Origin of the sequence: Halobacillus shinanisalinarum (assembly GCF_022919835.1) — a bacterium.
Classification (GTDB): domain Bacteria; phylum Bacillota; class Bacilli; order Bacillales; family Halobacillaceae; genus Halobacillus_A; species Halobacillus_A shinanisalinarum.
This window is the reverse complement of record NZ_CP095074.1, coordinates 1,633,501-1,659,068: the sequence shown is the minus strand read 5'-3', so window position 1 is coordinate 1,659,068 and position 25,568 is coordinate 1,633,501. Positions and strand designations below refer to the sequence as shown.

The 25,568-nt window shown below is 40.2% G+C and carries 25 protein-coding genes; 21 read left to right on the top strand and 4 right to left on the bottom strand.

What is annotated here, in order from left to right; all coding sequences use genetic code 11:
• Positions 1-520: 520 nt before the first annotated feature.
• Both MUO14_RS08245 and MUO14_RS08240 read right to left on the bottom strand, forming a co-directional pair.
• On the bottom strand, positions 521-1,624 hold the full coding sequence (locus MUO14_RS08245; RefSeq protein ID WP_244755516.1) for a M20 peptidase aminoacylase family protein: 1,104 nt from the start codon (positions 1,622-1,624) through the stop codon (positions 521-523).
• A 39-nt stretch (positions 1,625-1,663) separates the two neighbouring features.
• Positions 1,664-2,500 (bottom strand): MurR/RpiR family transcriptional regulator, encoded by an 837-nt coding sequence (locus MUO14_RS08240; protein WP_244754758.1) that lies wholly within the window; start codon positions 2,498-2,500, stop codon positions 1,664-1,666.
• A 130-nt stretch (positions 2,501-2,630) separates the two neighbouring features.
• Here MUO14_RS08240 and MUO14_RS24270 point away from each other — a divergent pair, with 130 nt between their 5' ends.
• The 3 genes from MUO14_RS24270 to MUO14_RS08230 all read left to right on the top strand — a co-directional run bounded on the left by MUO14_RS24270 (position 2,631) and on the right by MUO14_RS08230 (position 4,736).
• On the top strand, positions 2,631-3,620 hold the full coding sequence (locus MUO14_RS24270) for a YfcC family protein (protein ID WP_255822174.1): 990 nt from the start codon (positions 2,631-2,633) through the stop codon (positions 3,618-3,620).
• Positions 3,621-3,652: 32 nt separating this feature from the next.
• Positions 3,653-4,060: a hypothetical protein gene (locus MUO14_RS24265; RefSeq protein WP_255822173.1), complete on the top strand. Its 408-nt coding sequence runs from the start codon at positions 3,653-3,655 to the stop codon at positions 4,058-4,060.
• A gap of 136 nt (positions 4,061-4,196) precedes the next feature.
• On the top strand, positions 4,197-4,736 hold the full coding sequence (locus MUO14_RS08230) for an NUDIX hydrolase (RefSeq protein WP_244754757.1): 540 nt from the start codon (positions 4,197-4,199) through the stop codon (positions 4,734-4,736).
• A 328-nt stretch (positions 4,737-5,064) separates the two neighbouring features.
• Here MUO14_RS08230 and MUO14_RS08225 read toward each other — a convergent pair whose 3' ends face one another.
• The gene (locus MUO14_RS08225) at positions 5,065-6,123 is read right to left on the bottom strand and encodes a tartrate dehydrogenase (protein WP_244754756.1); all 1,059 of its coding nucleotides are present in this window, start codon (positions 6,121-6,123) and stop codon (positions 5,065-5,067) included.
• Between the two features lie 77 nt (positions 6,124-6,200).
• Positions 6,201-7,253, bottom strand: a complete 1,053-nt coding sequence (locus MUO14_RS08220) for a DctP family TRAP transporter solute-binding subunit (RefSeq protein ID WP_244754755.1) — start codon at positions 7,251-7,253, stop codon at positions 6,201-6,203.
• A gap of 276 nt (positions 7,254-7,529) precedes the next feature.
• Between MUO14_RS08220 and dcuS the strand changes: the two genes are divergently transcribed.
• From dcuS to MUO14_RS08130, 18 genes are all read left to right on the top strand, one after another.
• Entirely contained in the window at positions 7,530-9,134 is a 1,605-nt protein-coding gene (gene dcuS / locus MUO14_RS08215) for a DcuS/MalK family sensor histidine kinase (protein ID WP_244754754.1), read from the top strand.
• The gene (locus MUO14_RS08210; protein ID WP_244754753.1) at positions 9,131-9,856 is read left to right on the top strand and encodes a response regulator; all 726 of its coding nucleotides are present in this window, start codon (positions 9,131-9,133) and stop codon (positions 9,854-9,856) included. The genes dcuS and MUO14_RS08210 overlap by 4 nt, the downstream gene beginning before the upstream one ends.
• A 214-nt stretch (positions 9,857-10,070) precedes the next feature.
• Positions 10,071-10,619, top strand: a complete 549-nt coding sequence (locus MUO14_RS08205) for a TRAP transporter small permease (RefSeq protein ID WP_244754752.1) — start codon at positions 10,071-10,073, stop codon at positions 10,617-10,619.
• Complete coding sequence (locus MUO14_RS08200) at positions 10,616-11,884, top strand: TRAP transporter large permease (protein WP_244754751.1); 1,269 nt, start codon at positions 10,616-10,618, stop codon at positions 11,882-11,884. The genes MUO14_RS08205 and MUO14_RS08200 overlap by 4 nt, the downstream gene beginning before the upstream one ends.
• Before the next feature lie 34 nt (positions 11,885-11,918).
• Complete coding sequence (locus tag MUO14_RS08195; protein ID WP_244754750.1) at positions 11,919-12,791, top strand: HpcH/HpaI aldolase/citrate lyase family protein; 873 nt, start codon at positions 11,919-11,921, stop codon at positions 12,789-12,791.
• Between the two features lie 34 nt (positions 12,792-12,825).
• A complete protein-coding gene (gene fumC, locus MUO14_RS08190; RefSeq protein ID WP_244754749.1) occupies positions 12,826-14,229 on the top strand; it encodes a class II fumarate hydratase in 1,404 nt (467 codons plus the stop codon).
• 51 nt (positions 14,230-14,280) lie between these two features.
• Entirely contained in the window at positions 14,281-15,759 is a 1,479-nt protein-coding gene (locus MUO14_RS08185) for an SLC13 family permease (RefSeq protein WP_244754748.1), read from the top strand.
• A gap of 105 nt (positions 15,760-15,864) precedes the next feature.
• Positions 15,865-17,031, top strand: a complete 1,167-nt coding sequence (locus MUO14_RS08180) for a mandelate racemase/muconate lactonizing enzyme family protein (protein WP_244754747.1) — start codon at positions 15,865-15,867, stop codon at positions 17,029-17,031.
• Positions 17,032-17,065: 34 nt separating this feature from the next.
• On the top strand, positions 17,066-17,446 hold the full coding sequence (pcaC, locus tag MUO14_RS08175) for a 4-carboxymuconolactone decarboxylase (RefSeq protein ID WP_244754746.1): 381 nt from the start codon (positions 17,066-17,068) through the stop codon (positions 17,444-17,446).
• Positions 17,447-17,473: 27 nt separating this feature from the next.
• Positions 17,474-18,409, top strand: coding sequence for an NAD(P)-dependent oxidoreductase (locus MUO14_RS08170; protein WP_244754745.1), 936 nt, complete (start codon positions 17,474-17,476; stop codon positions 18,407-18,409).
• A gap of 67 nt (positions 18,410-18,476) precedes the next feature.
• Positions 18,477-19,643, top strand: a complete 1,167-nt coding sequence (locus MUO14_RS08165) for an acyl-CoA dehydrogenase family protein (protein WP_244754744.1) — start codon at positions 18,477-18,479, stop codon at positions 19,641-19,643.
• Positions 19,644-19,677: 34 nt separating this feature from the next.
• On the top strand, positions 19,678-19,911 hold the full coding sequence (locus MUO14_RS08160; RefSeq protein ID WP_244754743.1) for an MmgE/PrpD family protein: 234 nt from the start codon (positions 19,678-19,680) through the stop codon (positions 19,909-19,911).
• Entirely contained in the window at positions 19,893-21,017 is a 1,125-nt protein-coding gene (locus MUO14_RS08155; protein WP_318036036.1) for an MmgE/PrpD family protein, read from the top strand. The genes MUO14_RS08160 and MUO14_RS08155 overlap by 19 nt, the downstream gene beginning before the upstream one ends.
• An 83-nt stretch (positions 21,018-21,100) precedes the next feature.
• Entirely contained in the window at positions 21,101-21,751 is a 651-nt protein-coding gene (locus MUO14_RS08150; protein ID WP_244754742.1) for a GntR family transcriptional regulator, read from the top strand.
• Positions 21,752-21,867: 116 nt separating this feature from the next.
• Positions 21,868-22,344: a PaaI family thioesterase gene (locus MUO14_RS08145; protein WP_244754741.1), complete on the top strand. Its 477-nt coding sequence runs from the start codon at positions 21,868-21,870 to the stop codon at positions 22,342-22,344.
• A gap of 56 nt (positions 22,345-22,400) precedes the next feature.
• Entirely contained in the window at positions 22,401-23,723 is a 1,323-nt protein-coding gene (locus tag MUO14_RS08140; RefSeq protein WP_244755512.1) for an MmgE/PrpD family protein, read from the top strand.
• 66 nt (positions 23,724-23,789) lie between these two features.
• Positions 23,790-24,968, top strand: coding sequence for a CaiB/BaiF CoA transferase family protein (locus MUO14_RS08135; RefSeq protein WP_244754740.1), 1,179 nt, complete (start codon positions 23,790-23,792; stop codon positions 24,966-24,968).
• A gap of 48 nt (positions 24,969-25,016) precedes the next feature.
• The gene (locus MUO14_RS08130) at positions 25,017-25,547 is read left to right on the top strand and encodes a MaoC family dehydratase (protein ID WP_244754739.1); all 531 of its coding nucleotides are present in this window, start codon (positions 25,017-25,019) and stop codon (positions 25,545-25,547) included.
• Positions 25,548-25,568 lie beyond the last annotated feature (21 nt).

Below are 25,568 nucleotides of genomic sequence, written 5' to 3'. Positions count from 1 at the left end.
CTATGAGAAAGATCTTGAAAAAGCCCCTATTATTGGCCGTAAATACCTCCATAAATGGAAAGGAGGGCAAAAAGTGTAGGGTAGTTAAACAGACTGGATATTTACTGAAATAGGGTCTGCTATGGGGTTTCCAGTGCGTAAAAGTGGTGGGTTGATACATTTTAATGAGCAGTTTTTGATTTGGGGGCTCCCCCCGGTGCGTTAATAAGATAAAGGGTTTTGGTCGTTGGGTATGTTGAAGGATTATTTTAAATCTACTTCTTAAAGAGGAGTAGGAGATCACTGAAGAGTTCTTGACCTCGCGCACGAAAACCACAAAACTAGATGCTTGAGGTGATTGATTCGAGGCCCCAAAAACTAATTCATTTGAAAGCGTCTGATCTTTATGGTCAGGCACTTTTTGACATATTCCCTCTATAAGTTATGATAATTTCCCAGGAAATATCTATTTCAACATCCTTCGACGACAGTTTAGAGAAATAATCCCAACCTGTTCACAGGATGGAATTATTTTTCTACATTAACTGCCTGATTGATTCAAGTGTTCCAACGTCTTCAAAACTGTATTCGTCAAAATCCTCACCCCTGGCATAATCATCCCATGGTCAAACGACATATTTGGATGATGCAACCCCGGCTTCAAATCGCACCCGAGCCCAAGAATAGAAGCTTTAATATGCTCCTTTTTCAACGTATAAAAGTGAAAGTCTTCGCTGCCGGTTGTCGTTACAGGGTCCACTAGATTTTCTTCTCCCAAGACTTCCTGGATAGAGTCCGCCATAAATGCCTGTGCTTCCGGATCTACTATCGCCGATGCCATCATGGATTCTAGGGATAAATCGATCAGAACTCCATAGTAATCTGAGACTGACTTCACGGCTTCTTCTACAGAAGTCGTTAATTTTTCGATCTTATCATTGGTTTGGGCACGTAAATCAATGCTAAAGGTGGCGTTGCCTGGAATGATATTGGCACTTTCACCGCCGGCTTGGAATTTTGTGAACTTAACGGAGTGTGGAATCATTGGATCGATATGAATATGATTTAGCTTCTGGACTAATTCCGCTCCGATTTCGATCGCATTGACGCCGAGGTGAGGGCGGGCTCCGTGTGTATCTTCTCCTTTAATTTCGCCGGTGATATGTCGGGCCGCTCCATGAAACAGGGCAGGGGTAGCCATCCCGTTCTCCACTTCTTGAATGGGGCGCAGGTGAACGCCGTATAAGTAATCAACATCATCTACAACGTTCTTTTCGACCATTTTTAACGCGCCGGTGCCTTTTTCTTCCGCGGGTTGAAAGATAAAGCGGATGGTTCCATCCGGGATCTGATTCATTTCTTGAATCGACAAGAGCACGCCGAGGACCATGGACATATGAGAGTCGTGGCCGCAGGAGTGGTTGGCTTGGAACGTTCCATTGACCTCTTGCCAGAGGGCGTCCATGTCGGCGCGGATCCCCACGACTGGTTTTCCTTCTCCTATTTCTCCGATCACGCCGGTACAATCCTCAAATGTACGGACGCGGCAGCCGTTTTCTACTAATATAGTTTTGATAAATTCGGTGGTTTCGGTTTCTTTCCAGCTTATTTCAGGGTGTGTGTGCAGGTGTTCAGAGATTTCCATAACCTTTTTTTCGATATCCAAGGTGATCACTTCTCCCTTTTACAACTTAAATGTTTGCTTGAGTCGTTTTTCTTCCATCGTTCGTTTATTTTGCCGGGTACGTTGTGGCTCTTGAATGGATATCCCGGACACGAGCGCATTCATAAAAGAAAACACAATCGGGGCCGTTTCGGAATGGCTCCCTTTTGAAAAGTAGACGGGAAAGAGGATGTCGGCATGCTTCGATATCGGTGCGATGCCGGAATCGGTAATGCCGATAATCGTCCAGTTCCGTCGTTTCGCTTCTTCGGCAAGCATTAACGTTTCCGTTGAATAAGCGTGAAACGAGAATACGATAAAGATGTGTTTTTTTGATCCAAAGTCGAGATGGGCATCGAGATCAGGACGATATAGCCTGGCATTGACCCCGATCGATTGAAGTGCATAAGTCAGCCAGTGGGCCATCGAGAAGGTATAACGCAATCCGGCAATCAGCACTTGTTCGGCATCAGCCAGGGAAGCCGTGGCTTGCTTGAATTGCTCTTCTTTTATATTTTCCGCTGTGGATTGGATGTTAAATTGATCATGCAGCATTACTCGTTCATGGAAAGGACGCTCTTTCTCCTCTTTATGGGACAACGGGTACTCCTCAAAGATCCGCTTCTGATTAAATACATAGTGGCGCACCTCCTGCTGCAGTTCGCTGTACCCCTTATACCCTAACGTCAGACAGAAGCGGGTGATCATCGATTCACTGACCCCGAGCGCTTCGCCAACCTTTTTAGCGGGGTTGGCCGCAAAGGCTGTGGGTTCCTCAAGTAAGTAGTTCGCCACTTTTTTTAACCCTCTTGACAAGTCATCATAGGCGTTTTCAATTTTTTTATAAAAGTCTTCCACAAAGCTTCCTCCTGAAAATAAAAGATAAATTTTAAAATGATATTGATTTAAAAGAAATACTTTATTATAATCTATCATAACTTAATAATTGTCACAATATTTATTCGATTTAAAAAGGAGGCAGTATCACATGGCGATTGAACAACGGAAGCACCAACCATCTTTGAAACAAAAGAAGAAGTGGGCAATGCCTGATGCCTATATCATTATGCTGCTGATTATGTTGCTTGCGGCTATTGCAACGTACATCCTGCCATCAGGCGCATTTGAACGAGTGGAACAGGGAGATATTACAGTGGTCGTTCCAGACAGTTTTCATTCCGTTGATGGAGATCCAACGGGAATAATGGATTTCTTTTTATCGATTCAAAATGGCATGGTCGAGACAGCTGGAATCATTTTCTTAGTCTTAATTATAGGAGGAACCTTCGCCGTCATTGAATCAACAGGAGCCATCAATGCTTCGATTATGAAAGCTGTAAACAAGACAAAAAATCGCGAACATGTACTTGTCCTATTCGTTGGGATTCTACTCATGATTGGCGGTCTCACCGGCGCGATATCTAATGCGGTTATTGCCTTTATTCCGATTGGGATCGTCCTCGCCAAGGCGCTCGATTTAGACGCGATCGCTGGTGTGGCGATCATCAAGTTGACGGCATACGTCGGATTTAATACGTCATTTATGAGTCCGTTTACCGTGTTGATTGCCCAGGACATTGCCGGACTTCCTTTGTATTCCGGTATTCTATTCAGATCGATCATGACTATTGTGATTTTTGCCGTAACCATCTCTTATATTCTTTGGTATATCAAGAGAGTGAAAAATGACCCAGCGAAGAGTCTGATGGGGGCCAATCGCTTTCCAAAAGGCGATGAAAAAGTGGACGAGAATGTTCACCAGAAATTTACTGGCACGCATAAATGGATTCTGTCTTTTGTCGTCTTAGCAATTGTATTCTACATTGTAGGGGCACTGCAATTCGGCTGGTCACTCAACCACATGGCCGCTATTTTTCTTATTATCACAGTTGGAACCGGGATTATTGCAAAAATGTCGCCCAATTTTGTTGTCAAAGAATTCATGGGTGGTGCCAAAAACCTTGTCTATGGGCCTTAATTATCGGACTAGCCAGAGCTATCGTCCTTGTGATGCAGAACGGTGAAATTCTTGATACCATCGTCCACTGGCTGGCTTTGGCGATGGAGCCCTTCTCCTCCGTCTTCGGTGCGATTGCCATGTTTATTGGAAACTCCCTTTTCGCCTTGCTCGTATCGTCGGGTAGTGGAAATGCGGTCGTGATGATGCCGATCCTGACACCACTGGCAGATCTTATGGAAGTTCCTCGCCAGGTGGCGGTGACAGCTTATCAGTTGTCTGATGGATTTATGAATAGTATTACTCCTGCTTCCGGTGTGCTGTTGGCTTGTCTGGCGATTGGCGGGGTGCCGTGGACGACGTGGGTTCGGTTTATGTTGCCGCTAATTGCTATGTGGTATGTGTTGTCGATGGTGTTCTTGGCGATCGGGGTGTTGATTGGCTGGGGACCGAATTACTAAGTGAGAAAAATACTGCCTGCTTCTTTTGATAAAGAGGGGGAGTATTTTTTGTTAGGTTCCAGGATCCCTTAGTTGACATAGAGGGAATGATGACAGGAGAATGTAAGTCATCATCATGTGTTAAAAGGAGTTCACTATGACTAAAGAACAACCATGGAAAGTGATCGAATCACAGAATGTTGAAGTGAGTAAATTTACCGTGAAAAAAGAGCAAGTTCAACTCTCAAATGAGGATGAGATGGAATTTTCCTATGTGAGTTTTCCACACGGTGTTTGTGTGTTGGCCCTGACAGAGGATAGTCAGGTGATTGTGCTCAAGCAATATCGTCATGCGGTCAGGCAATGGGAATTGGAACTGCCCGCAGGTGCGATTGATGGTCAAGATCCACCGCTTGCGACAGCCAAACGCGAATTGCTTGAGGAAACTGGATATCAGGCGGAGCAATGGGCTAATCTTGGGTTTGTTCACCCTTCTGCGGGATCCACTTCTGAAGCGATTCACCTTTTTGCAGCGAAGGGTATTTATAAGGCTGGGGAGCAGGAGCTTGAACCGAGTGAAGAGATTGAGATGGAGCTTGTTAAGATGGATGAGTTGTACGAGCTGATTGGAAGTGGTGACTTCAGACATGGAGCGGGGCTTGCGGCGGTTCTGCGGTATCGGTGTTTGGATGGTTGAAATTGGTCAATGGGGATATAGGTGAAAAAATTACTCGACGTTAGCTTGACTATTTCATTTAATTTTTGTGAAAAACATAGTATAATGAAATCAGAAACAGGATACACATAAGAAAAGGAGATCACAGCGTCAACTGTGATCCCCTAGATAGTTGCTCTTGATTAGGGCAATGCTATTCGTAAAAATAGACACTCCCCGTTTTTTGTGAGACAGGGTGTCTATTTTTTTATGCGTATTATCGCCACTATTAAGGCAATCAATGTTACATTTATTAAATTCTCTATTTAGGTTTGAAATATAAAGTGCAAGATTAATCCTTCCAAATTTATTAAAGAGCCTTCAGTCGGTTGCATATCTCATTTGAAACCTCCAGTGTAGTGGAATTCCCACCTATGTCAGAGGTTTTTATGTTGTCAGCTGTTACTTCTTCAATGATATCCAAGAGTTTTTGACCCAATTCTTCCTCGTTAAAATGATCGAGCATCATTTTGGCAGTCCATATTTGCCCTATTGGATTGGCAATTCCCTTCCCGTAAATATCTGGTGCAGACCCGTGTACTGGTTCAAACATTGATGGGTATTTGCCACTTAAATTAATGTTGGCTGCTGGAGCGATACCAATGCTTCCCATTACAGCACCTCCAATATCGGTTAAAATATCACCAAATAAATTACTGGCAACAATAACGTCAAATTTTTCCGGTTGCGTTACAAAAAAGGCAGATAAAGCATCAATATGAGATGATTCTGTTTCAATATCTGGATAATCTTTTTTGATATCATTGAATATTGAATCCCAAAAGGGCATGGTGTGAAAAATGCCATTTGATTTGGTTGCACTAGTTAGATATTTATTTCTCTTTTTAGCCAAATTAAATGCATAACGCATAGCTGACTCGCAGCCTCTTCTAGTAAAGACTGCATTCTGTATTGCCATTTCATTTTCGTTTTTGTGAATTCTCCCACCAATCTCACTATATTCACCTTCACTATTTTCCCTGACAACAATGAGATCGAAATCATTTGGATTAGTTAGGGGAGAACGGAGACCTTTAAAATATTTAGCGGGCCTAATATTGATAGATTGTTCGCAGGAGCGTCTAATTTTTAATAACAAATCCCATAGTGAGATATGATCTGCAACTATGGATGGGTTGCCGATTGCCCCGAGAAAAATAGCTTCAAAACTTTGTAATGTTTCCATTCCGTTTTCAGGCATCATTTTGCCATGCTCTGCATAATAATCACAACTCCAGGGAAACTCTGTGCTTACAAATGACAATCCACCATGAACATCAGCAATTGTATGTAGAACATTTAATGCAGCTGGTACAACTTCTTTTCCAATTCCATCTCCAGGAATAGTAGCTATTTGATAATTTTTCATAGACCAATCTCCTTTCAAAAATGTATTGAACTGAAAAACGCTTAATTTAAACGCTTTTCAGTTCAATAGTAGAGAAATTATTCAGCAGACGATTCCTTTGCGGCTTTAATAACGTCAGCCCCAATTTCCTCTCTAAATTCATCATAAACTGGTTGTAATGCTTCTTGAAAGACACTTCTTTCTTCAGCAGAAAGTTCGTAAATATCCATTTTTCCACGTTCCTTGATTTTTTTGAATGCTTCTTGATTTAGTTGTTCAGCTTTGGAGCGAGCTACTTCTGTTCCGTGGTCAATACCTGCTTGTACTATTTTTTTAGTTTCTTCGTTTAAACCTTCCCAAAATTCCTTGTTCGTGAGCATGGCATAATCCACTCTGGCTGCTCCCCAATTTGTTGTGATGTATTTTTGCACATCCCCGAGTTTTTTGGTAGAAATATTACTAAATGTGTTAACCTGGCCGTCTACTGTCCCTTGTTCAAGTGCGGTGTACAGTTGTCCGAATGGTAATTGTAAAGGACCTGCATCAAGTGTTTTAAAAAGCGATGCAAGAACTTGACCACCTTGAACGCGTATTTTTAAACCTTGGAGATCTTCAGGAGCTTTTATAGGACGAACAGTATTTGTAATTTGTTTTGGTCCATTTGGCCACATTCTTAAACCGATAATTCCTTCACTTTCAAGGCTTTGAAATATCTCTTGACCTTTTTCACCGTCCCAAAAGCTGTAGGCTGCTTCATTACTGCTGAACATAAACGGTAATGAGGGGACATTGAATGCAGGATTCATCCCAACCATTTTTGACATATCTGGAATAATAAACTGAACGTTGTTAGCTTGAAGGTTTTTAACTTCAGTTTTATCATCAAATAACTGGCCGTTTGGATAAACCTGTACTTTGACTTTTCCATCAGAGTTTTCTTCAATATTCTTGGCCATTGCTAAAGCTGCCTGGTGTTTAGGTGTGTTCTCCGCGACTACATGGGAGATCTTTATGGTCATTTCTTGTACACCGCTACTACCACCATCGCCTTCACTGGTAGAGGATGATTCGCTGGATCCTCCACAGGCCGCGAGAGTAAGAACAAGGATAATTCCTAATAAAGTAAACGTTGCTTTTTTGACATGGTACATGCTGGATAATCCCCCTTTAGATTTGTAAAAACTGCTCTTGACTAAGTAAATAGAAGAATCTAAAGCGCTTTCAAAAATAACGATTGACATTAAGGTGCCTAACTAAATTACCACCTCCTAGTTCATGTTAATATGTTATAATATTCTGAAAAGACTTAATAGTTTCTGTAGGTAAAGAAATGATTTTGTAATTAAAATAAGTGAATATGCATTTAATTTAGCAAACGCTTTCATCAGATTGGATACAATATCCACTTAACATTTAGGGGGGGTTCTTTGAAGTTTGGCAGAAAATATTTAAGTTTGCATGCTGCTATTGTTTGGTTTGTTTGTATAGTATTAATTTTAGCTTTCGGGGTGACGGGCTTCTTAATTAGTGAAGAAGTCGCGGATCAAACGAGGAAAGACCTATCCGAGAAGACATTAAATGTGGCCCGTATGGTCGGACATTCTCCAATTGTGATTAAGGGACTTCAATTTAAAGAAGAGGAAGATGCACTGCAACAGTTTGCAGAAAAGATAAGAGAATTAACTAATGTTCGCTTTATCGTGGTCATCGATATGCAGGGGATTCGAAAGTCACACCCAGATTCATGGAAAATAGGAGAGCATTTCGTTGGCGGAGATGAGAAGCGGGCTTTAGAGGGGGAAGAATATATATCGATTGCAGAGGGGACTTTAGGTAATTCATTGAGAGCCTTTGAACCAATTTACAGTTTTGAAGGTGAACAGATTGGTGCAGTGTCTGTTGGGATCCTATTAAATAAAGTTAATAGTGTAGTGAAGAAAAGTCAGCGGATTATCTATGTAGGGATTGGTCTTGGAATAGTAGTTGGAATTATCGGAGCTCTTTTTTTAGCGAACCGGGTAAAGCGAATTTTGTTCGGTCTCGAGCCATACGAAATCGCGGGTATTTTGCAAGAAAGGAGCGCCATGATTGAGTCCGTTAGAGAAGGAATAGTAGCTGTAAATCAGGATAGGGAAATCGTAATAGCAAATGCTGAAGCTGTTCGTATGTTTGAGAAAGCTGGCATCCATGGTAATCCAGTGGGGTTGACAATAGAAGAATATATGCCATTTTCGCGTTTAGCGAATGTTCTAGTGAATGGTAAAAAAGAGTTTGACCAGGAACGAAATATTGAAGGTGTGACGTTTGTAGTTAATCGAGTTCCCGTGAAGGTAGACGGACAAATTGTAGGAGCTATTGCTACTTTTAGAGACAAAACAGAGTTAAAGCATCTTGCTGAGCAACTAACCGGAGTAAAGTTGTATGCAGAAGCATTGCGAGTGAAAAGCCATGAATTTATGAACAAACTTCATGTCATTTTAGGAATGGTACATATTGGCGAATATAAGAAACTTACTTCATACATTCATCAATTAACTGAGAATCATCAACTAGAAATCGATACTATTTCAAGATTTATAAAAGATCCTATATTGGCTGGTTTTTTGTTAAGTAAAATGAGCTATGCCCGCGAGCAGGGGGTGACACTGAATGTTCAAGGCGACTCAGTTTTACCGGAACCTAATAGTCCTGCAACCATGGATGAGATTATTACTGTGATTGGCAATTTAATTGATAACTCTATTGAAGCTGTTCAAGAATTTAGTAACAAAAATATTGACGTTTTAATTGATTATGATGGTGAGTTCCTGTTTTTTGATGTCGTAGATCATAAGGGTGGGATACCAGTTGAGATCCGCGATGAAATATTTAATAAAGGGTTCTCTACGAAAGGTGAAAATAGGGGATATGGACTGTTTCTTGTAAGAAAAACTGCAAAAAACTTGGGGGGAGATATTGAATTGTTTACTAATGACGAGTACACAATGTTTTCTGTAGAAATTCCATATAAAAGTAAGGAGGAATCAGCATGATCAAAGTGTTAATAGTGGAGGACGATCCTATGGTGGCGGAAATTAACAAAAGTTATTTGCGTGCTGTCAAAGGATTTGAATGCGCAGGTGTTGCTAAAAATACAACCGAGGCGATGGAATGGATTAAAAAAGGGGAAATTGAACTTGTACTGCTTGATATTTTTATGCCAGGTAATAACGGAATTGACCTTTTGGTGGATATAAGGAAAGAAGATCAGTGTGTGGATGCAATTGTTATTTCGGCAGCAAGCGATATTCAAAACATTAAATCTGTTCTCCGTTTAGGCGTGGTAGATTATTTGATCAAGCCTTTTGAATTTGAACGATTTAGTAGTGCGCTAAAAAATTATAAGAATGAGTATGAATTGATAAGTCAACAAAAAGTTATGGTACAGGATGAGCTTGATAACCAATTATTACGACAAAATAAACTGATGGAACAATGTGAATCTCTACCAAAAGGCCTGACAAGAGAAACACTCCAAATTGTAGTTGAAAATATAATTGAAGGTAATAAAAAGCCGTTTACTACAGCTATGTTGGCGGAAGAAATAGGTGTTTCTCGCGTATCAACTCGTAAATATTTGAAATTCCTCACGGAGATTGAAATGGTTTCAGTAAATCTTCACTATAAAAAAACTGGCCGTCCCATTCATATGTATGAAGTCAATTATGAAAAAACAGGTTTAATTACGCCTTACCTAAAAGCCGATCTTTCTTAATCTCTTCATCAATTTTTTTACTTACAAAAGCTTTTTTTTACCTACTAAAACTTTTAAGAATGTTCAAATAATTATAACATTCTAAAAAAGGAGGGAGGTAATAGATTAAATTTACTATTTTGAAAGCGGTTACTTAGTGGTTTTGATAGTGATTTATAAATTTTTTTCTTTCCAAACATGCTAGTCAGATAATTAAGCCTATAAGGGGGATTTTATGAAAAATCTATTAAAGTGGTTGGATAGAATAGAAGAACTTATAACAGCTAGTTTATTTTTGAGTGCGGTTATTATTATGCTATATGGCGTTTTTATGCGCTATGTACTTAACTCTCCACAATTTGGATTGCTAGAGGTTGTGAGTATTTTATTACCTTGGGCCATATTTATTGGTTTTGGAAGGGCGTTAAAAGAAAACCATCATATTGCTGTTGATGTTGTTTATGACCGGCTTCCATTTCAAATAAAACGTGTTACGGCAGTTTTGGGTAATTTAATTGGTATTGGTTTTTCAATCTTTATGCTAATCTCAGGCTGGAAAATAGTAATGAGCGAGTTAGAAAACGGATACGTAACAGTCGCCCTAGGAATTCCAATTTGGATTACCTACCTAATCCTGCCGATTTCAATGGTATTGTTAGCTATATACTTTGTGACTAAAACCTTTAGAGCAGTTATTGGAGATGAAAAAGAAATAGTTGGAGAGTTAAATCATTTGGAGCACGAGGAATATGTATCAGATGAGAAGAAGGAGGTATCAGTATGAGTCCTGTCTTAGCCTTATTCTTGTCATTCATTGTGCTTTGTATTATTCGTGTCCCAGTAGCAATTAGTCTTGGTTTATCAAGCATTCTGGCACTTAACATGATTGACTTTACAATGTATACGGTAATTCAAAAAATGTTCAGCCAATTAACTCACGTTTCCTTAATGGCTATCCCAGGATTTGTATTTACAGGGATAATCATGTCCAAAGGAGGGATATCACGTCATTTGATTGAGGCACTAAAAGCATGGGTCGGTCATTTGCGCGGCGGACTTGCAGTTGTAACAATTCTTGCTTGTATGATTTTTGCGGCTATATCAGGTTCGAGCCCAGCGACGGCTGCTGCAATTGGGAGTATTATGATCCCAGGTCTCGTAAATGCAGGGTATGAAAAGCGTTATGCTATGGGACTTATCGCTTGCGCCGGTACATTAGGGATTTTAATCCCACCTTCTATTCCGCTAATCCTATATGGAGTAGTTGCAGAGGAGTCTATTAGTGAATTGTTTATGGCTGGTATTGTTCCTGGAATTCTACTAGGTGGAATGCTTGTAGTATCTGCAGTTATTTATGCAAAAGTCCATAATTATGGTTCTCTTCCGAAACAATCATGGTCGGACCGGGGGAGAAAAAGTTTAAAAGCCATCTGGGGTTTTTTACTTCCAATACTTATTTTAGGTGGAATCTATGGTGGGGTTGTTACACCCACGGAGGCTTCTTTCCTTGCCAGTTTATATGCATTTGTTGTTTCTGTATTTATATATAAGGAATTGGACTTTAAAAAATTCAGATACATGGTCAACGAGTCGGTTAATATCACTGCGATGATTTATTTAATTATAGCTTCAGCAGTAGTATTTGGTATGTTTTTGACAATTGCTCAAGTTCCTCAAGATCTGTCTGCATGGATGAACGCTAATGTGGCAAATAAATGGATTTTCTTAATTGCTGTGAACTTGTTGATATTCATTATGGGGATGTTCTTAGAATCAGCAGCAATTATTTTAATAACAGTACCCATTTTCCTGCCTATATTGGCACTTTTCAATATTAGTCCAATCCATTTTGCCATTATTCTCACGATCAATTTGGAACTGGCCATGATCACGCCTCCGGTGGGACTAAACTTATTTGTTGTTAGTGGGATTTCTAAGGAGAAAGTGGGGGAAGTTGTTCGAGGTGTCATGCCGTTCTTCTTTTTAATGGTTCTGGTGCTTGCCTTTATCGTTATTTTCCCAGAGCTATCCTTATTCTTAACAAAATAAAACTCTTAATTACAGGTGGGAGGAGAAGGTTGTTATGAGTGTATTACGTTCCTATTTATTTGTACCTGCTAGGGAACTTTCGATGATCCGAAAAGCAATTCAGTCTGAAGCGGATTCTATCATCATTGATTTAGAGGACGCTGTGGTGGCTTCAGAGAAGGAAAGCGCAAGAAATCTAATGGAAAAGGCATTACTAGAATTACAAGGTTCAAAGCCGATATACATCCGCATTAATGACACTTCCACTCCATTCTGGGAGAACGATCTTGAATCCGCCGTTTTAAATGGAGCAACTGGGATTGTCGTCCCTAAAGCCGAAAACAAAGAACAAATGATTAATATTTGTGAAAGAGTAATTAAATGGGGGGCTAGTGATTGCGCAGCACTGGCTGTGGAAAACGTGTCATTTGAAGTTATTCCTCTGATTGAAACGGCTAAAGGTGTTCAGGATGTTTATGAAATCGCCCGAGCTCACTCCTTTATATCTAAATTAGCCTTCGGTTCCATTGACTATTCCCTGGATTTAGGTTGTGAATTAACACCCGAGGGGAGGGAGCTGATTTACCCCTTGTCAAGAATCGCTGTGGCCTCTCGAGCAGCAAAAATAGGGGGACCTATAGATGCGGTGTTTCCTGATTTAATGAACCATACTGGATTAGTGGAAGAAGCCACAAGAACGAAAAATTTAGGATTTAAGGGGAAATTAACTATTCACCCTAAGCAAGTGAAAACAGTCAACGAACTGTTTGCTCCTAACAAGTGGGAGGTGCAACAGGCTAATGAAATTGTAGAGGAGTTCGAAAAGGCAGAACAAACCGGAAAGGCTTCTATAAACGTCAATGGAAAATTAGTTGATTATCCTGTCTATAAGAAGGCAAAAGAAGTAGTCAGTTTCTCTAACCTATAAAATTCGAATTTCGCTTAAGAAGGAGGGATCATCATTGGAGTACAGAATAGAGAAGGACACCTTAGGGATAATGAAAGTACCTCAAGATAAACTTTGGGCTGCACAAACCCAGCGCAGCAGTGAAAATTTCAGGATTGGTATAGAGAAAATGCCTGAAGAAGTACTGAAGGGGTTCGCCATTTTAAAGAAAAGTGCCGCACTCGCTAATCACCAACTAGGTCATTTAAGTGAAGATAAAACTTCAGCAATTGTTCAAGCCTCAAACGAGATCCTAGAGGGGAAACTCTTTGAACATTTTCCCCTTATGGTCTGGCAAACTGGCAGTGGGACTCAATCTCATATGAATATTAATGAAGTCATCGCTAATAGAGGGAACCAATGGCTAGAGAAACAGGAGAGTGAAGAAAGACTTCATCCTAATGATGATGTGAATTTATCGCAGAGTTCAAACTGCAATTTTCCAACTGCCATGTATATTGCTGGTGTGACAGTAATAGAAGATCAAGTTTTCCCTGCTTTATACGACATGAAAGAAACCCTTTTAACAAAATCAAAAGAATATGAAGAGATAGTAAAAGTGGGACGTACACACTTACAAGATGCTGTACCTCTTACGTTGGGACAAGAAATTAGTGCGTGGCATAGAATGTTGGAAAAAACAGAAGAAATGATTAAAGAGAGTTATATAAAAATGGAAGAATTGGCCTTTGCGGGTACTGCAGTAGGAACAGGTCTCAATACGTACAAATCGTTTCCTGAGATTGCTGTTGAAAAAATCAGTTCGTTTACTGGGAAAAAGTTCGTTCCTGCCTTAAATAAGTTCCATGCACTGACAAGCTATGATGAAGTAGTGTATTGTCACGGTGCTTTAAAGGCCTTAGCAGCTGATTTAATGAAAATTGCCAATGATGTCCGATGGCTGGCGAGTGGACCAAGAAGCGGGATTGGAGAAATTACCATTCCTGAGAATGAACCTGGGAGCTCAATGATGCCAGGTAAGGTAAATCCTACGCAATGTGAAGCGCTGACGATGGTCACAACTCAAGTCATAGGTAATGATGTAACAATCGGTCTTGCTGCCAGTCAAGGAAATTTTCAGGTGAATGTTTTTAAACCAGTGATTGCCTATAACTTTCTGCAATCAGCCAGGTTGTTAGCAGATGGAATGATCTCCTTTAATAAAAATTGCATTAAAGGATTGAAACCGAATAAAGAAGTGATTGAAAAAAACTTGAATCAGTCTTTAATGCTTGTGACTGCATTAAATCCTTACATTGGCTATGAGAATGCAGCGAAAATAGCAAAGACCGCTCATGAACAGAATTTGACTTTAAAAGAGGCGTCCACCCTATTGGGCTTGCTGACAGAAGATGAATTTGATGAGATTGTAAACCCTGTAAAAATGACTTACCCAGCATCATTTGAACGTACCCTTTAAAAAAGTACCATCTATAACGCAAGAAATGCTTTTAAAATGGAGACGACCGATATGCCGAATCATGCAAGGATCAAAAGTCATTCTAAGGTGGATCGAAATGAAAGAGGAAGTGGATTCTACAAACTTAACTACAGGCAGCTTTCAGGCGTTCTTACAGCTATTGGATCATTTTTAGTTATCTTGTTTTTCTTACCCGCTTCCTTTGATGATCCCGCAAGAAAAATGATTGCCATTGTTACTTCAGGCGTGGTGCTTTGGATTTTTGAAGCCCTTCCTCTGGGACTGACAGCTGCTGTAATCATGTTATTCATGCTCTTGCTTCAGCCAGTATCAATTGAAGTGATCTATAGCGGATTCTCATCCTCTGCCATATTTTTAATTATTGGTGGGATGATGCTTGCAAGAGCAGTAAATGAAACTAGCTTAGCCAGACGAATTACTTTTAACATTCTTGCAAAGTGGGGAGGAACTTCAAAGGGATTGCTCGGATGTATTTTAATCATCCCTCAGGTACAATCCTTTTTCATACCAGCAGCAGCCGTTAGAACTACCCTATTATTACCGATAGCCATAGACGTTTTAGACACTATAGGAGCACCTGCTCACAGTAATTTAAGGAAAAAAGTTTTGCTGGGTGTAGCTTTTGGGGGAACGATCAGTGGGACAGCAGTTATGACAGCAGCGATAGGGAATATACTTACAGTCAATCTGTTAAAGCAATTCCTAGGGGTGGAAATTACTTACTTTGAATGGTTTATTTATTCCTTACCTTTATGGATCACTTTAATACCTGGAGCCTGGATTGTGTTGCTGAAGTGCTATCCGCTTAAGAAAGAAGATCAATCTTTTCCTAAAGTTAAAAACGAAATGCAAGAAAAAGTGAGGGAATTCGGTCCACTAAATAGTAAAGAAAAAAAGTGCTTGCTCATATTAACGGTTACAGTCCTGTTGTGGATGACAGAACCTCTTCATGGTCTTGACTTAAGCATTCCTGCAATTATGGGAGTCGTACTGATGACACTTCCCGGGGTAGGCTGTGCCAGTTGGTCGAATGTAGTAAAAATTAATTATGACACAATTTTCTTGTTAGGGGCTACTCTCTCTATGGGATATGCTTTAACCGAATCAGGAGCTGCTGAGCAAATTGGCAAGGTTATGGCTACACCATGGATTTTATCATTGATTCAAGTCCCAATATACGCGGTTATATTTATTTTAATTGCATCACAGGTTTTCCATTTAATTATGTCAAATGTCTCCACTGCCGTTGTTACATTAATTCCTATTTATATTGGGATGTCACTTGAAGCAGGAATTGATCCAACATTCGTTTGCTTTACTGCTGCACTTACATGTTTACATGGTTATATTTTAGTTGTTGAAACCATGCCTAATGTGATTGTCCATAGCTCAGGGCAAATCTCTCAGCGAGAATTTTTAGTGCCTGGTCTCTATATGACCCTATTAATGATGGGATTGACTATTTTAATCGCCTTTACTTGGTGGGATTGGGTTGGACTCGTTCCGTAACAGTTAACCTATTTAAAGATAAGTACAATCTTCATATTCAAGGGCTCTGCCTTGAACGCTATAGAGATTTTGAATTTTTGAAAATTATAGGAGGAGTAAGATTTTATGAAAATAATAGATATTAAAGTTGCAACCGTTCCGATCAAATCCAAAATTAGTAATGCCTATATAGATTTCAGTAAAATGACAGCTGCTGTAGTAGCGATTGTTACTGATGTAATAAGAGATGGAAAAAGAGTGGTAGGCTATGGGTTTAATTCAAATGGCCGTTATGCTCCAACTGGATTGCTTCAAGAGAGATTTATACCTAGATTACTAGAAGCCGAATCAACGGATGTACTGAATGACGCAGAGACAAATTTTGACCCACATAAAATATGGAATGTACTCATGACTGGAGAAAAACCAGGCGGCCATGGTGAACGGTCCGTTGCCGTGGGGACATTAGATATGGCGGTATGGGATGCTGTGAGTAAGGTTGAAGAGCAGCCTTTATATCAGTTGCTCGCAGATCGTTACCGCGGAGGAGAGGTAGATGAAAAAGTCTTTGTTTATGCAGCAGGAGGCTACTATCAGCCTGGCAAAGGATTAGAAGAACTAAAAAATGAAATGAAGAATTATTTAAATCTTGGCTACTCTGTTGTGAAAATGAAGATTGGAGGGACCTCACTTGAGGATGACCTACACCGAATTGAATCCGTCTTGGAGGTGGTTAAAGATGGCAGCTGCTTAGCCGTTGATGTCAATGGTCGGTTTGATCTAGACACAGCTATCAAGTATGCAGAAAGATTAGAACCTTATCAATTGTTTTGGTATGAGGAGGTGGGAGATCCGCTGGATTATGCCCTACAGGCCGAGCTTTCTAAACACTACAAACATTCGATGGCTACGGGAGAAAACCTTTTTTCCATGCAGGATGCCCGTAACTTGATTAGATACGGAGGAATGAGGCCAGATCGTGATTATTTGCAGTTTGATTGTGCGTTAAGTTATGGGCTTGTTGAGTACTTACGAATTATTGACATGTTAAAAGAACATGGATGGTCCCCACGTCGATGTATTCCTCATGGTGGGCACCAAATGTCTTTAAACATCGCAGCTGGTTTAGGGTTAGGAGGAAATGAGTCCTATCCTGGAGTATTCGAACCTTTCGGTGGATTTGCGGATCATCTTCCAGTTGAAAATGGCTATGTCCGTTTGCCAGAGGTTCCTGGCATTGGTTTTGAGACGAAATCTGAATTGAGAAATCTGTTGCATTCAATTGCTGTGTGATAAAGAATTTCACTTTAAAAATGGAGGAGATATTATGAATAAAACCAGATTTGAACAAGGTCTTGAGGTGCGACGAAGTGTACTTGGTGCTTCCTATGTTGATCAAGCCATTGAAAATGCTGATGAGTTTAACCGTCCTTTACAGGAGTTAGTGACGGAATATTGCTGGGGCGAAGTTTGGACTCGAGATGGGTTAACAAAGAAAACAAGGAGCATGATTAACCTGGCAATGCTGACTGCACTAAATCGTCCCCATGAAATTAAGCTTCATTTACGTGGTGCCTTAAATAATGGGGTGTCTAAAGAGGAGATTCAGGAGGTGTTATTGCAAACAGCTATCTATTGTGGAGTTCCGGCGGCGATCGATAGTTTTAAAATTGCCAGAGAAGTTTTCGAGGAAAGTGATAAAAATTAAGTGTGTGTATGGGATGGAGGGATGTTAATGAATTTAGGCCTAGTGGGTTTAGGTAACATGGGCGGGCGTATCGGCAAACGGTTAATCGAACAGGGGCATCAGCTTCATGTCTATGATGTAAATAGAGATACGCTCAATGAATTTCAATCTCTAGGAGCTAAGATAGCAGACTCACTTACAGAATTGGCAAAGGAAAACAAATATGTACTCACTATATTACCTAACGCGGATATTGTTAAAGATGTAATATTAGCAGAAAACGGTCTTCTATCAGGGCTGGAACCTTCAAGTGTAGTAATAGATATGACTAGCTCAATTCCTGAAGTAACCAAAGAGATTTATGGTGAATTAAAAAAGAAAAAGATAGAAATGCTTGACGCACCAGTAAGTGGAGGAGTGAAAAAGGCAGAAGATGGTTCACTCGCCATAATGGTAGGTGGAGAGGCTGCCACGTATAAACGAGTGATTCCAATCTTCAAATCTATTGGTTCAAAGATTACTCATGTTGGGGAAATTGGGACAGGTCATGCAGTAAAAGCATTGAATAATTTAATTTCTGCCACAACCTTAGCAGCTACTCTTGAAGCTATTGCCATAGGAATGAAGGCGGGACTGGACCCTTATAAAATGTTAGATATAGTTAATAACAGTACAGGTAAAAACAACTCAAGTGAAAACAAAGTAGCCCAACAAATTTTATCAGGCAAATACGAAGGGCGATTTACACTGGATCTTATGTATAAAGACCTTACTACAGCTATAAATATAGCGAAGGCAGCTGAGGTGCCCAGCCCAATCTCTCATTCTGTAGTTGATTTATGGGGTGATGCTGAAACGCAGATGGAAGGTAAGAACGTTGACCATACAGAGATCGCTCGATATATTGGCGGAATGTCCGGAGTGGACTTTGATAAAAGGGGTTCTAAAATATATAGTGAATGTTCTAAATCGATAGACAATTAAAATTGGATACAGTATCCTAACTAACTGTGAAAGCGTTTAATTATTAGAAAAACAGGAGGAATAAAATATGGAGCTTACTACCGAGAAACAAGAAGAACATTTACTAATTCGCAAAAGCATACAATCTTTATGTAATAAATTTCCAGAGTCTTATTGGAGTGAACTTGACGAGCGAAAAGCATACCCCGAGGAATTTATTCAAGCCCTTACCAATGATGGGTGGCTATCTGTTTTAATTCCTGAAGAATATGGGGGTGCCGGTCTAGGAATTACGGAAGCAGGAATAATTTTAGAGGAGATCAATCGGTCAGGAGGAAACGCTGGGGCGGGACACGCTCAAATGTATACGATGGGCGCACTTCTAAGACACGGTAATGAAGAACAAAAGCAACGATTGCTACCGAAAATAGCCTCTGGTGAACAACGTTTACAGGCTTTTGGTATTACAGAACCGACGGCTGGCAGTGATACAACGAGTATTACGACCACTGCAGAAAGAAAAGGGGATTACTATGAAATACATGGGCAAAAGATTTGGACTTCAAGGGCAGAGCATTCCGATTTAATGATGCTGTTGGCTCGGACAACCCCGAAAGAAGATGTAGTTAAAAAAACAGATGGCCTCAGCCTGTTTATTTTAGATATGAAAGATCAGGCAGATAACATAGAGATTGTTCCAATTGATACTATGATCAATCACGCTACGACAGAGGTGTTTTTTGAAGGAGCAAAAGTCCCTGTTGAAAACTTGATTGGTGAAGAAGGGAAAGGGTTTCGCTATGTGTTGGGAGGAATGAATGCCGAGCGGATTTTAATCGCTTCTGAGAGTGTTGGAGATGGAATGTATTTTGTTGATAAAGCAGTAGATTATGCTAACGAACGTGTAGTGTTTGATCGTCCGATCGGCCAAAATCAGGGAGTGCAATTTCCTATTTCTGAGTCCTATATGGGAATACAAGCCGCAAAATTAATGAGAGACCGGGCAGCAGAACTATTTGATGCTGGTGAAAAATGCGGAGAAGAGGCTAATATGGCTAAATATTTAACATCGGAAGCGACATGGAAGGCAGCGAATGCCACGATGACTACCTACGGCGGCTATGGCTTTGCTACTGAATATAATATAGAACGTAAATTTAAAGAGGCACGACTCTATATTGTGGCACCGATTACCAACAATCTAGTATTAAGTTATGTAGGTCAGCACGTTCTCGGACTCCCTCGGTCGTTCTAATAAAGTAATAGAATTTTATGGGAGGGTGAGTAAAGTGTTAAGCCAAACTTTAGCAAAATTCATTCGTAATACTTCCTATGATGATTTACCGGAAGAAGTAGTTGATTTTACAAAAATGTGTATTTTGGATTGGGCAGGGTCTGCCATAGCAGGAAAAGATAAAGCCCCAATAGAAAAAATAGCTAATCTCATTGAAGAAATGGGGGCCATCCACAATCCTCCACTGTTGATGGAAAGACAACGTCAGCACTGCAAGCTGCCCTGGTAAATGGAGCATCAAGTCATATTGCAGAGCTCGATGATATCCATAAAGCATCGATCATCCATGCTGCAACTGTTGTTATCCCTGCAGCACTAGCTGTTAGTGAGTGGAAAGGTAAAAGCGGGAAGGAATTTATTACTGCAATCGTACTCGGCTATGAGGTTTGTTATCGAATAGGAGAAGCCGTTTCTCCTTCTCATTACTACTACTGGCATAACACGGCTACATGTGGAACGTTTGGGGCTGCAGCAGCTGCTGCGAAATTACTTGATCTGACTGAAAATCAAATCATATTTGCATTGGGTAGTGCCGGAACACAAGCATCAGGTTTATGGGAATTCATTGAAGATGGAGCCATGTCAAAACAGCTTCACCCTGGAAAAGCTGCCTATAACGGTACCCTATCAGCTTTGTTGGCTGAGAAGGATTTTTCGGCGGCTAACAGAATATTAGAGGGTGATCGTGGATTCTTTCATGCCATGTCTGATCGGTTTGATGCCTCCAGAGTAACCGACCAATTAGGGGGAAGATTCAAGATTATCGAGAACTCCTTTAAGGTACATGCTTCATGTCGACACACTCACTCTGCAATTGATGTCATCCTAATGCTGAGAGAGAAGCATAAGATTGCTTTTGATAAGGTTGCTGAAATTCATATTAGAACCTATAAAACCGCACTTGATATAACAAATAACCCTGACCCTGATTCTGTTTATGCTTCTAAGTTCAGTATTCAGTTTTGCGCAGCATTAGCTTGTTTACGAGGACAGGCAGGTTTATCAGATTTCGATGAGGTTAGTTTGCAGGATCCATCCATCCGCTCACTTATGAAACAAATTAATGTATCGGTAGAGCCCTCTATTGAGATGGATTATCCAAACAAATGGGGAGCGGAAGTTGAGTTTGTCCTTAAGAATAGCAGGTCAATCAAACACCGCGCGGATTATCCAAAAGGGGACCCGGAAAATCCAGTATCATTAACCGAATTAACAACTAAATTTCATGATTTAGCTTCGACTTCTCATAAAAGTACACAAACATTAGTCGATTATATACTAAATATCGATAAGGTAAATGCACTAAAAGATCACAATCTTTTTAAGACTGTTTAGATTAAGAATAGACAAAGCATTCTAACATTCGCTATCCTAGATATATAGCAACTACAATCTAAACAGTCTGAAAGGCGATCGATATGAGCAAACATTTGAATTTAAAATTGGAAGATCGGAATACACTTCATTTAAAGGTATGCAATGTTCTACGAAAGGCGATTCTCCAGGGTGATTTTGAACCTGGAGAACGATTAATTCAGTCTGAGCTGGCGGAATCTTTGGACGTAAGTCGAATGCCCATTCGTGAAGCCCTTCGAAAACTGGAGTCAGAAGGCTTAGTGAAACTGGAGCCACATCGGGGAGCAATTGTAAAGCCGATGAATATTGAAGATATTAAAGAAATATATCAGCTGAGGGCTAACCTTGAGAAACTAGCTGTGGAATTAAGCGTTCCGGATTTAACGGAGGGGGATAAACATGAGCTTAAGACGTTAATGGAGGAGATGGAGAACACAGAAGACCCTGAGGTTTTTGTTGAAGCGAACATTTCCTTTCACCAGTTATTAATTAAACGTTGCACGTGGGGACGATTGTTATCCTTTATTGAAACATTGTGGAATGGTTTTCCACAGCAAACACCAACGTTATTACCTGGGCAAATGAAATTATCAAACCAAGAACACCAGCAAATATTCGAGGCGGTTAATGCAAAGAATGAGTCAAAATCTGCAACACTTGTTTCAGAGCATATTAAACGTACGGGGGAAGCGTTAGTAAATAGTCTGGGTTAAAGAATCTTTGTAACTTTCTATCAATATAGAAATTGAGGCACTTTTAGAATAATTTTGGATCCAATATCCAAAAAAACATTGTAAGCTCTTTAGAAAACTGGTAAAGGAGAAAGTGGATGAACAGCGAGGAAGAAAAGAAGTCCATGATCAACCGTGTCCGCAAGAAGCTTCCCCATTACTCATTAGAAGAATTAAGCCATGTGGAGGATGTTTTGGATTCCTTGCAAGCATCTAAAAGCAGCGAGCTTTATTATTTTGCTAAGTTTCTTGGCATTGATTGGACTGATGGGAGAGCTGCAATGCGATTAGATCTTCAGCATGCTAATACGTATGGCGTTGCTCAAGGGGGAACAGTTTACACATTGGCGGATTTTGCGATGGGTTACAAAGTTCTTTCAGGAGTATCAGAAGATAAACAAGTCTACACGCTTGAAATGAAAATGAATTATATCAGCCCAGGAAAGGGTGAACAGCTCATCGCTGTTCCTGAGCTTCTTCACGTCGGTAATCGTACGGCCGTACTTACTTGTGAAGTAAAAGATGAGAATTCAAACTTAATTGCACATGCACAAGGTACATTTTATATGAGATGAACTAATTAAATGGGTTAGGGTTTGTGTCTTAATGCTGATAGGTGGTGGAAGGTTTGATGGTTACGAACAATCTGGTTGAACATCTTTTGAGGACCAGCTACAAAGATATTCCTGTCGAAGTACTTGAACATGGGAAAAAAAGTATATTGAATTGGCTGGGGGTTACCATTGGGGCAACTCATCATCCTAGTATCGACATACTATTAGAGGTTGCAAATAGTTTAGGGATGACCCAACAAGTATCTATCCTTGGGCGTCCAAATAAAACAGACTTGCTATCAGCCGTTTTAATTAACGGAACAGCTTCACACGTCTTTGACTTTGATGATACTCATCTTGAGACGATCCATCACCCTAGTGGACCCGTTGCGCCGGTTGTATTTGCGTTAGGAGAAAAGCTTGGTCTTCCTACAAAGGAACTCTTAAGAGCTTTTGTTTTAGGGTGTGAAACTGAGCTGAGAATTGCGAATGCTGTTTATCCTTCTCATTATCAAAATGGATTCCATATTACATCAAGTACAGGTGTATTTGGGGCCGCTGTTGCGGCTGGGGTTTTACTTAAACTTGATAAAGAAAAAATGGCAATGGCACTTGGTGTGGCCGGAACCCAGTCATTCGGTCTGAGAGAAATGTTTGGAACGATGACCAAACCCCTTCATCCTGGAAAAGCAGCTCAAAATGGGTTACATGCTGCCTTGTTAGTAGATAAAGGTTTCACAAGTTCGCTGCAAGTTCTGGAAGCAGAACGCGGATTTGCAAACGTATATAGTTCTTCACATAACTTGGAGAGAGTTACGGAAGATTGGGGAAATGTATGGGAACTTGAGAAAAACTCATTCAAACCTTATGCATGTGGAATTGTCCTCCATCCTTCTATTGATGCATGTATCCAGCTAAGTGAATATGCAGATCCCGATGAGGTGGAGGAAATTAGATTAACGGTACACCCCTACGTGCATGAACTAACTTCAAAAGAAAATCCGAAAAAAGGACTCGAAGGTAAGTTTAGTATCTATCATGCTGGAGCTATTGCATTTTTAGAAAAAGATGCCTCAGAAAATCAGTTTCAGGATAAAAAAGTAATTGCTAAAGAGGTCATTCAGTTTAGAAAGAAAATTCATCCAATTGCAGATGATCAGGTGGACAAAGACAAGGTTGTTGCAACACTAGTATTGAAGGGTGGGAGAACTAAAAAGTTAGTGGTTAATCATACAATTGGCAGTCTGCAAAATCCTATGACACAAGGAATATTAAATTCTAAGTTTATAAATCTATGCAGCTCTGTCATTGGACGAAGTGCCTCTAAACAAGCCATTGAGAGGGTCATGAATCTTGAGGAGTATTATAGCATTCAGTCAGTGGTAGAAGTGATTGGTTAGTTTTCATGATTGAAGAACCAATATAAGCTTGAAGCGATTTAAACGAAAACAAATGGGAGGGTACACATGCTACCATTAGAAGGAATTACAGTAGTCTCAATTGAACAAGCAGTTGCAGTACCTTTTGCTACAAGGCAGTTGGCTGATTTGGGAGCACGCGTTATTAAAATAGAACGAACTGGCACTGGTGATTTTGCCCGACATTATGATACTTCCGTCAATGGGATGTCGAGTCACTTCGTTTGGTGTAATCGGTCAAAAGAATCGATTACTCTCAATCTTAAAGATCAGGAAACAAAGAAAGTAGTGGATAAACTTTTGGAAAGTGCTGATGTGTTTGTACAAAACCTTGCACCTGGTGCGGTAGAACGGATGGGGTATGGAGCGGACGTCTTAAAGGAGAAATATCCTGAATTAATCATTTGTAATTTATCAGGATATGGTGAAACAGGTCCTTACAAGGATAAGAAAGCATACGATTTGCTTGTCCAGTGTGAAGCGGGGCTTGTTTCAGTTACTGGGACAGAGGAGGTACCTTCTAAAGCCGGTATTTCAGCAGCTGATATTGCTGCAGGGATGTATGTGTATTCAGGTATACTCACTGCTTTATTTACGCGTGAGAAAACCGGAAAAGGTACGGTTATGGAGATATCCATGCTAGAGGCATTGGGAGAATGGATGGGGTATCCAGCCTATTACGCGGGAAACAGTGGGAAGGAACCAGCAAGAACAGGGGCGAGTCATTCAACTATATATCCATACGGCCCGTTTAGTTGTGGGGATGGAAAAACGGTATTTCTAGGTTTGCAAAATGAGCGAGAGTGGTTGAGATTTTGTGAAGTTGTTTTAGAACAACCGGAACTAATTGATGAATCAGCCTTTAAAACGAATTCGTTAAGAGATAAAAACCGTGACTTACTAAAATCAATTATTGAAACGGTTTTTGCTGGTATGACTTCTTCTGAGGTAATCAATAGACTTGAACAAGCGAAAATTGCCAGCGCACGTCTCAATACTATGCAGGACTTTTATCGACACCCGCAGCTTGAGGCAAGGGCACGGTGGCAGGAAGTAGGTTCGCCTGTAGGTGAAATTCGTGCATTAAAACCGCCTGTTATCATGGAAGGAATGAACCCTGTCATGAAAGCGATTCCATCTATTGGAGAGCACACAGAAGACATTTTACGGGAGTATGGCTTTGAAGAAGAAACGATAAGCAAATGGGTAGATGCAGGAGTTGTTTAATGTACCTAATGCTTCATAAATTTATATTTTATTAAGGAGGATGAAAAAATGACTGTACAAAAAGGCTGGGAAGGGCGATTTTATGAGGACTTTGAGATTGGTGACATTTATCCCCACCCACTAGGAAGAACCGTAACGAAAACAGATAATATATGGTTCACCCTATTGACACAAAACACCAATCCAATTCATTTTGATGATGTTTATTCAGAGCAAACCGAATTTGGACAACCATTAGTCGATTCTACCTTTACGCTGGCGTTAGTTACAGGGCAATCCGTTACAGATCTATCTCAAAATGTCATGGCTAACTTGGGGTGGGATGAGGTTAGACTGCCTAATCCGGTATTTGAAGGAGACACGATCTATTCCTATTCAGAAATTTTAGAAAAAAGGGAATCAAACTCACGTCCAAACGTCGGAATTGTTCGTGCCGAAACAAGAGGATATAATCAGGATGCAAAAATAGTTATTAAATATAAACGAACTTTTATGGTTTATAAACGAGAACATGCACCGGAGGAAGGAAATGAGTTGTTAAATAAAGTCCTTGAAAATAAAGAAGTCAGCCCTAAATAATCCAGTTAGATAAGGTGGGAG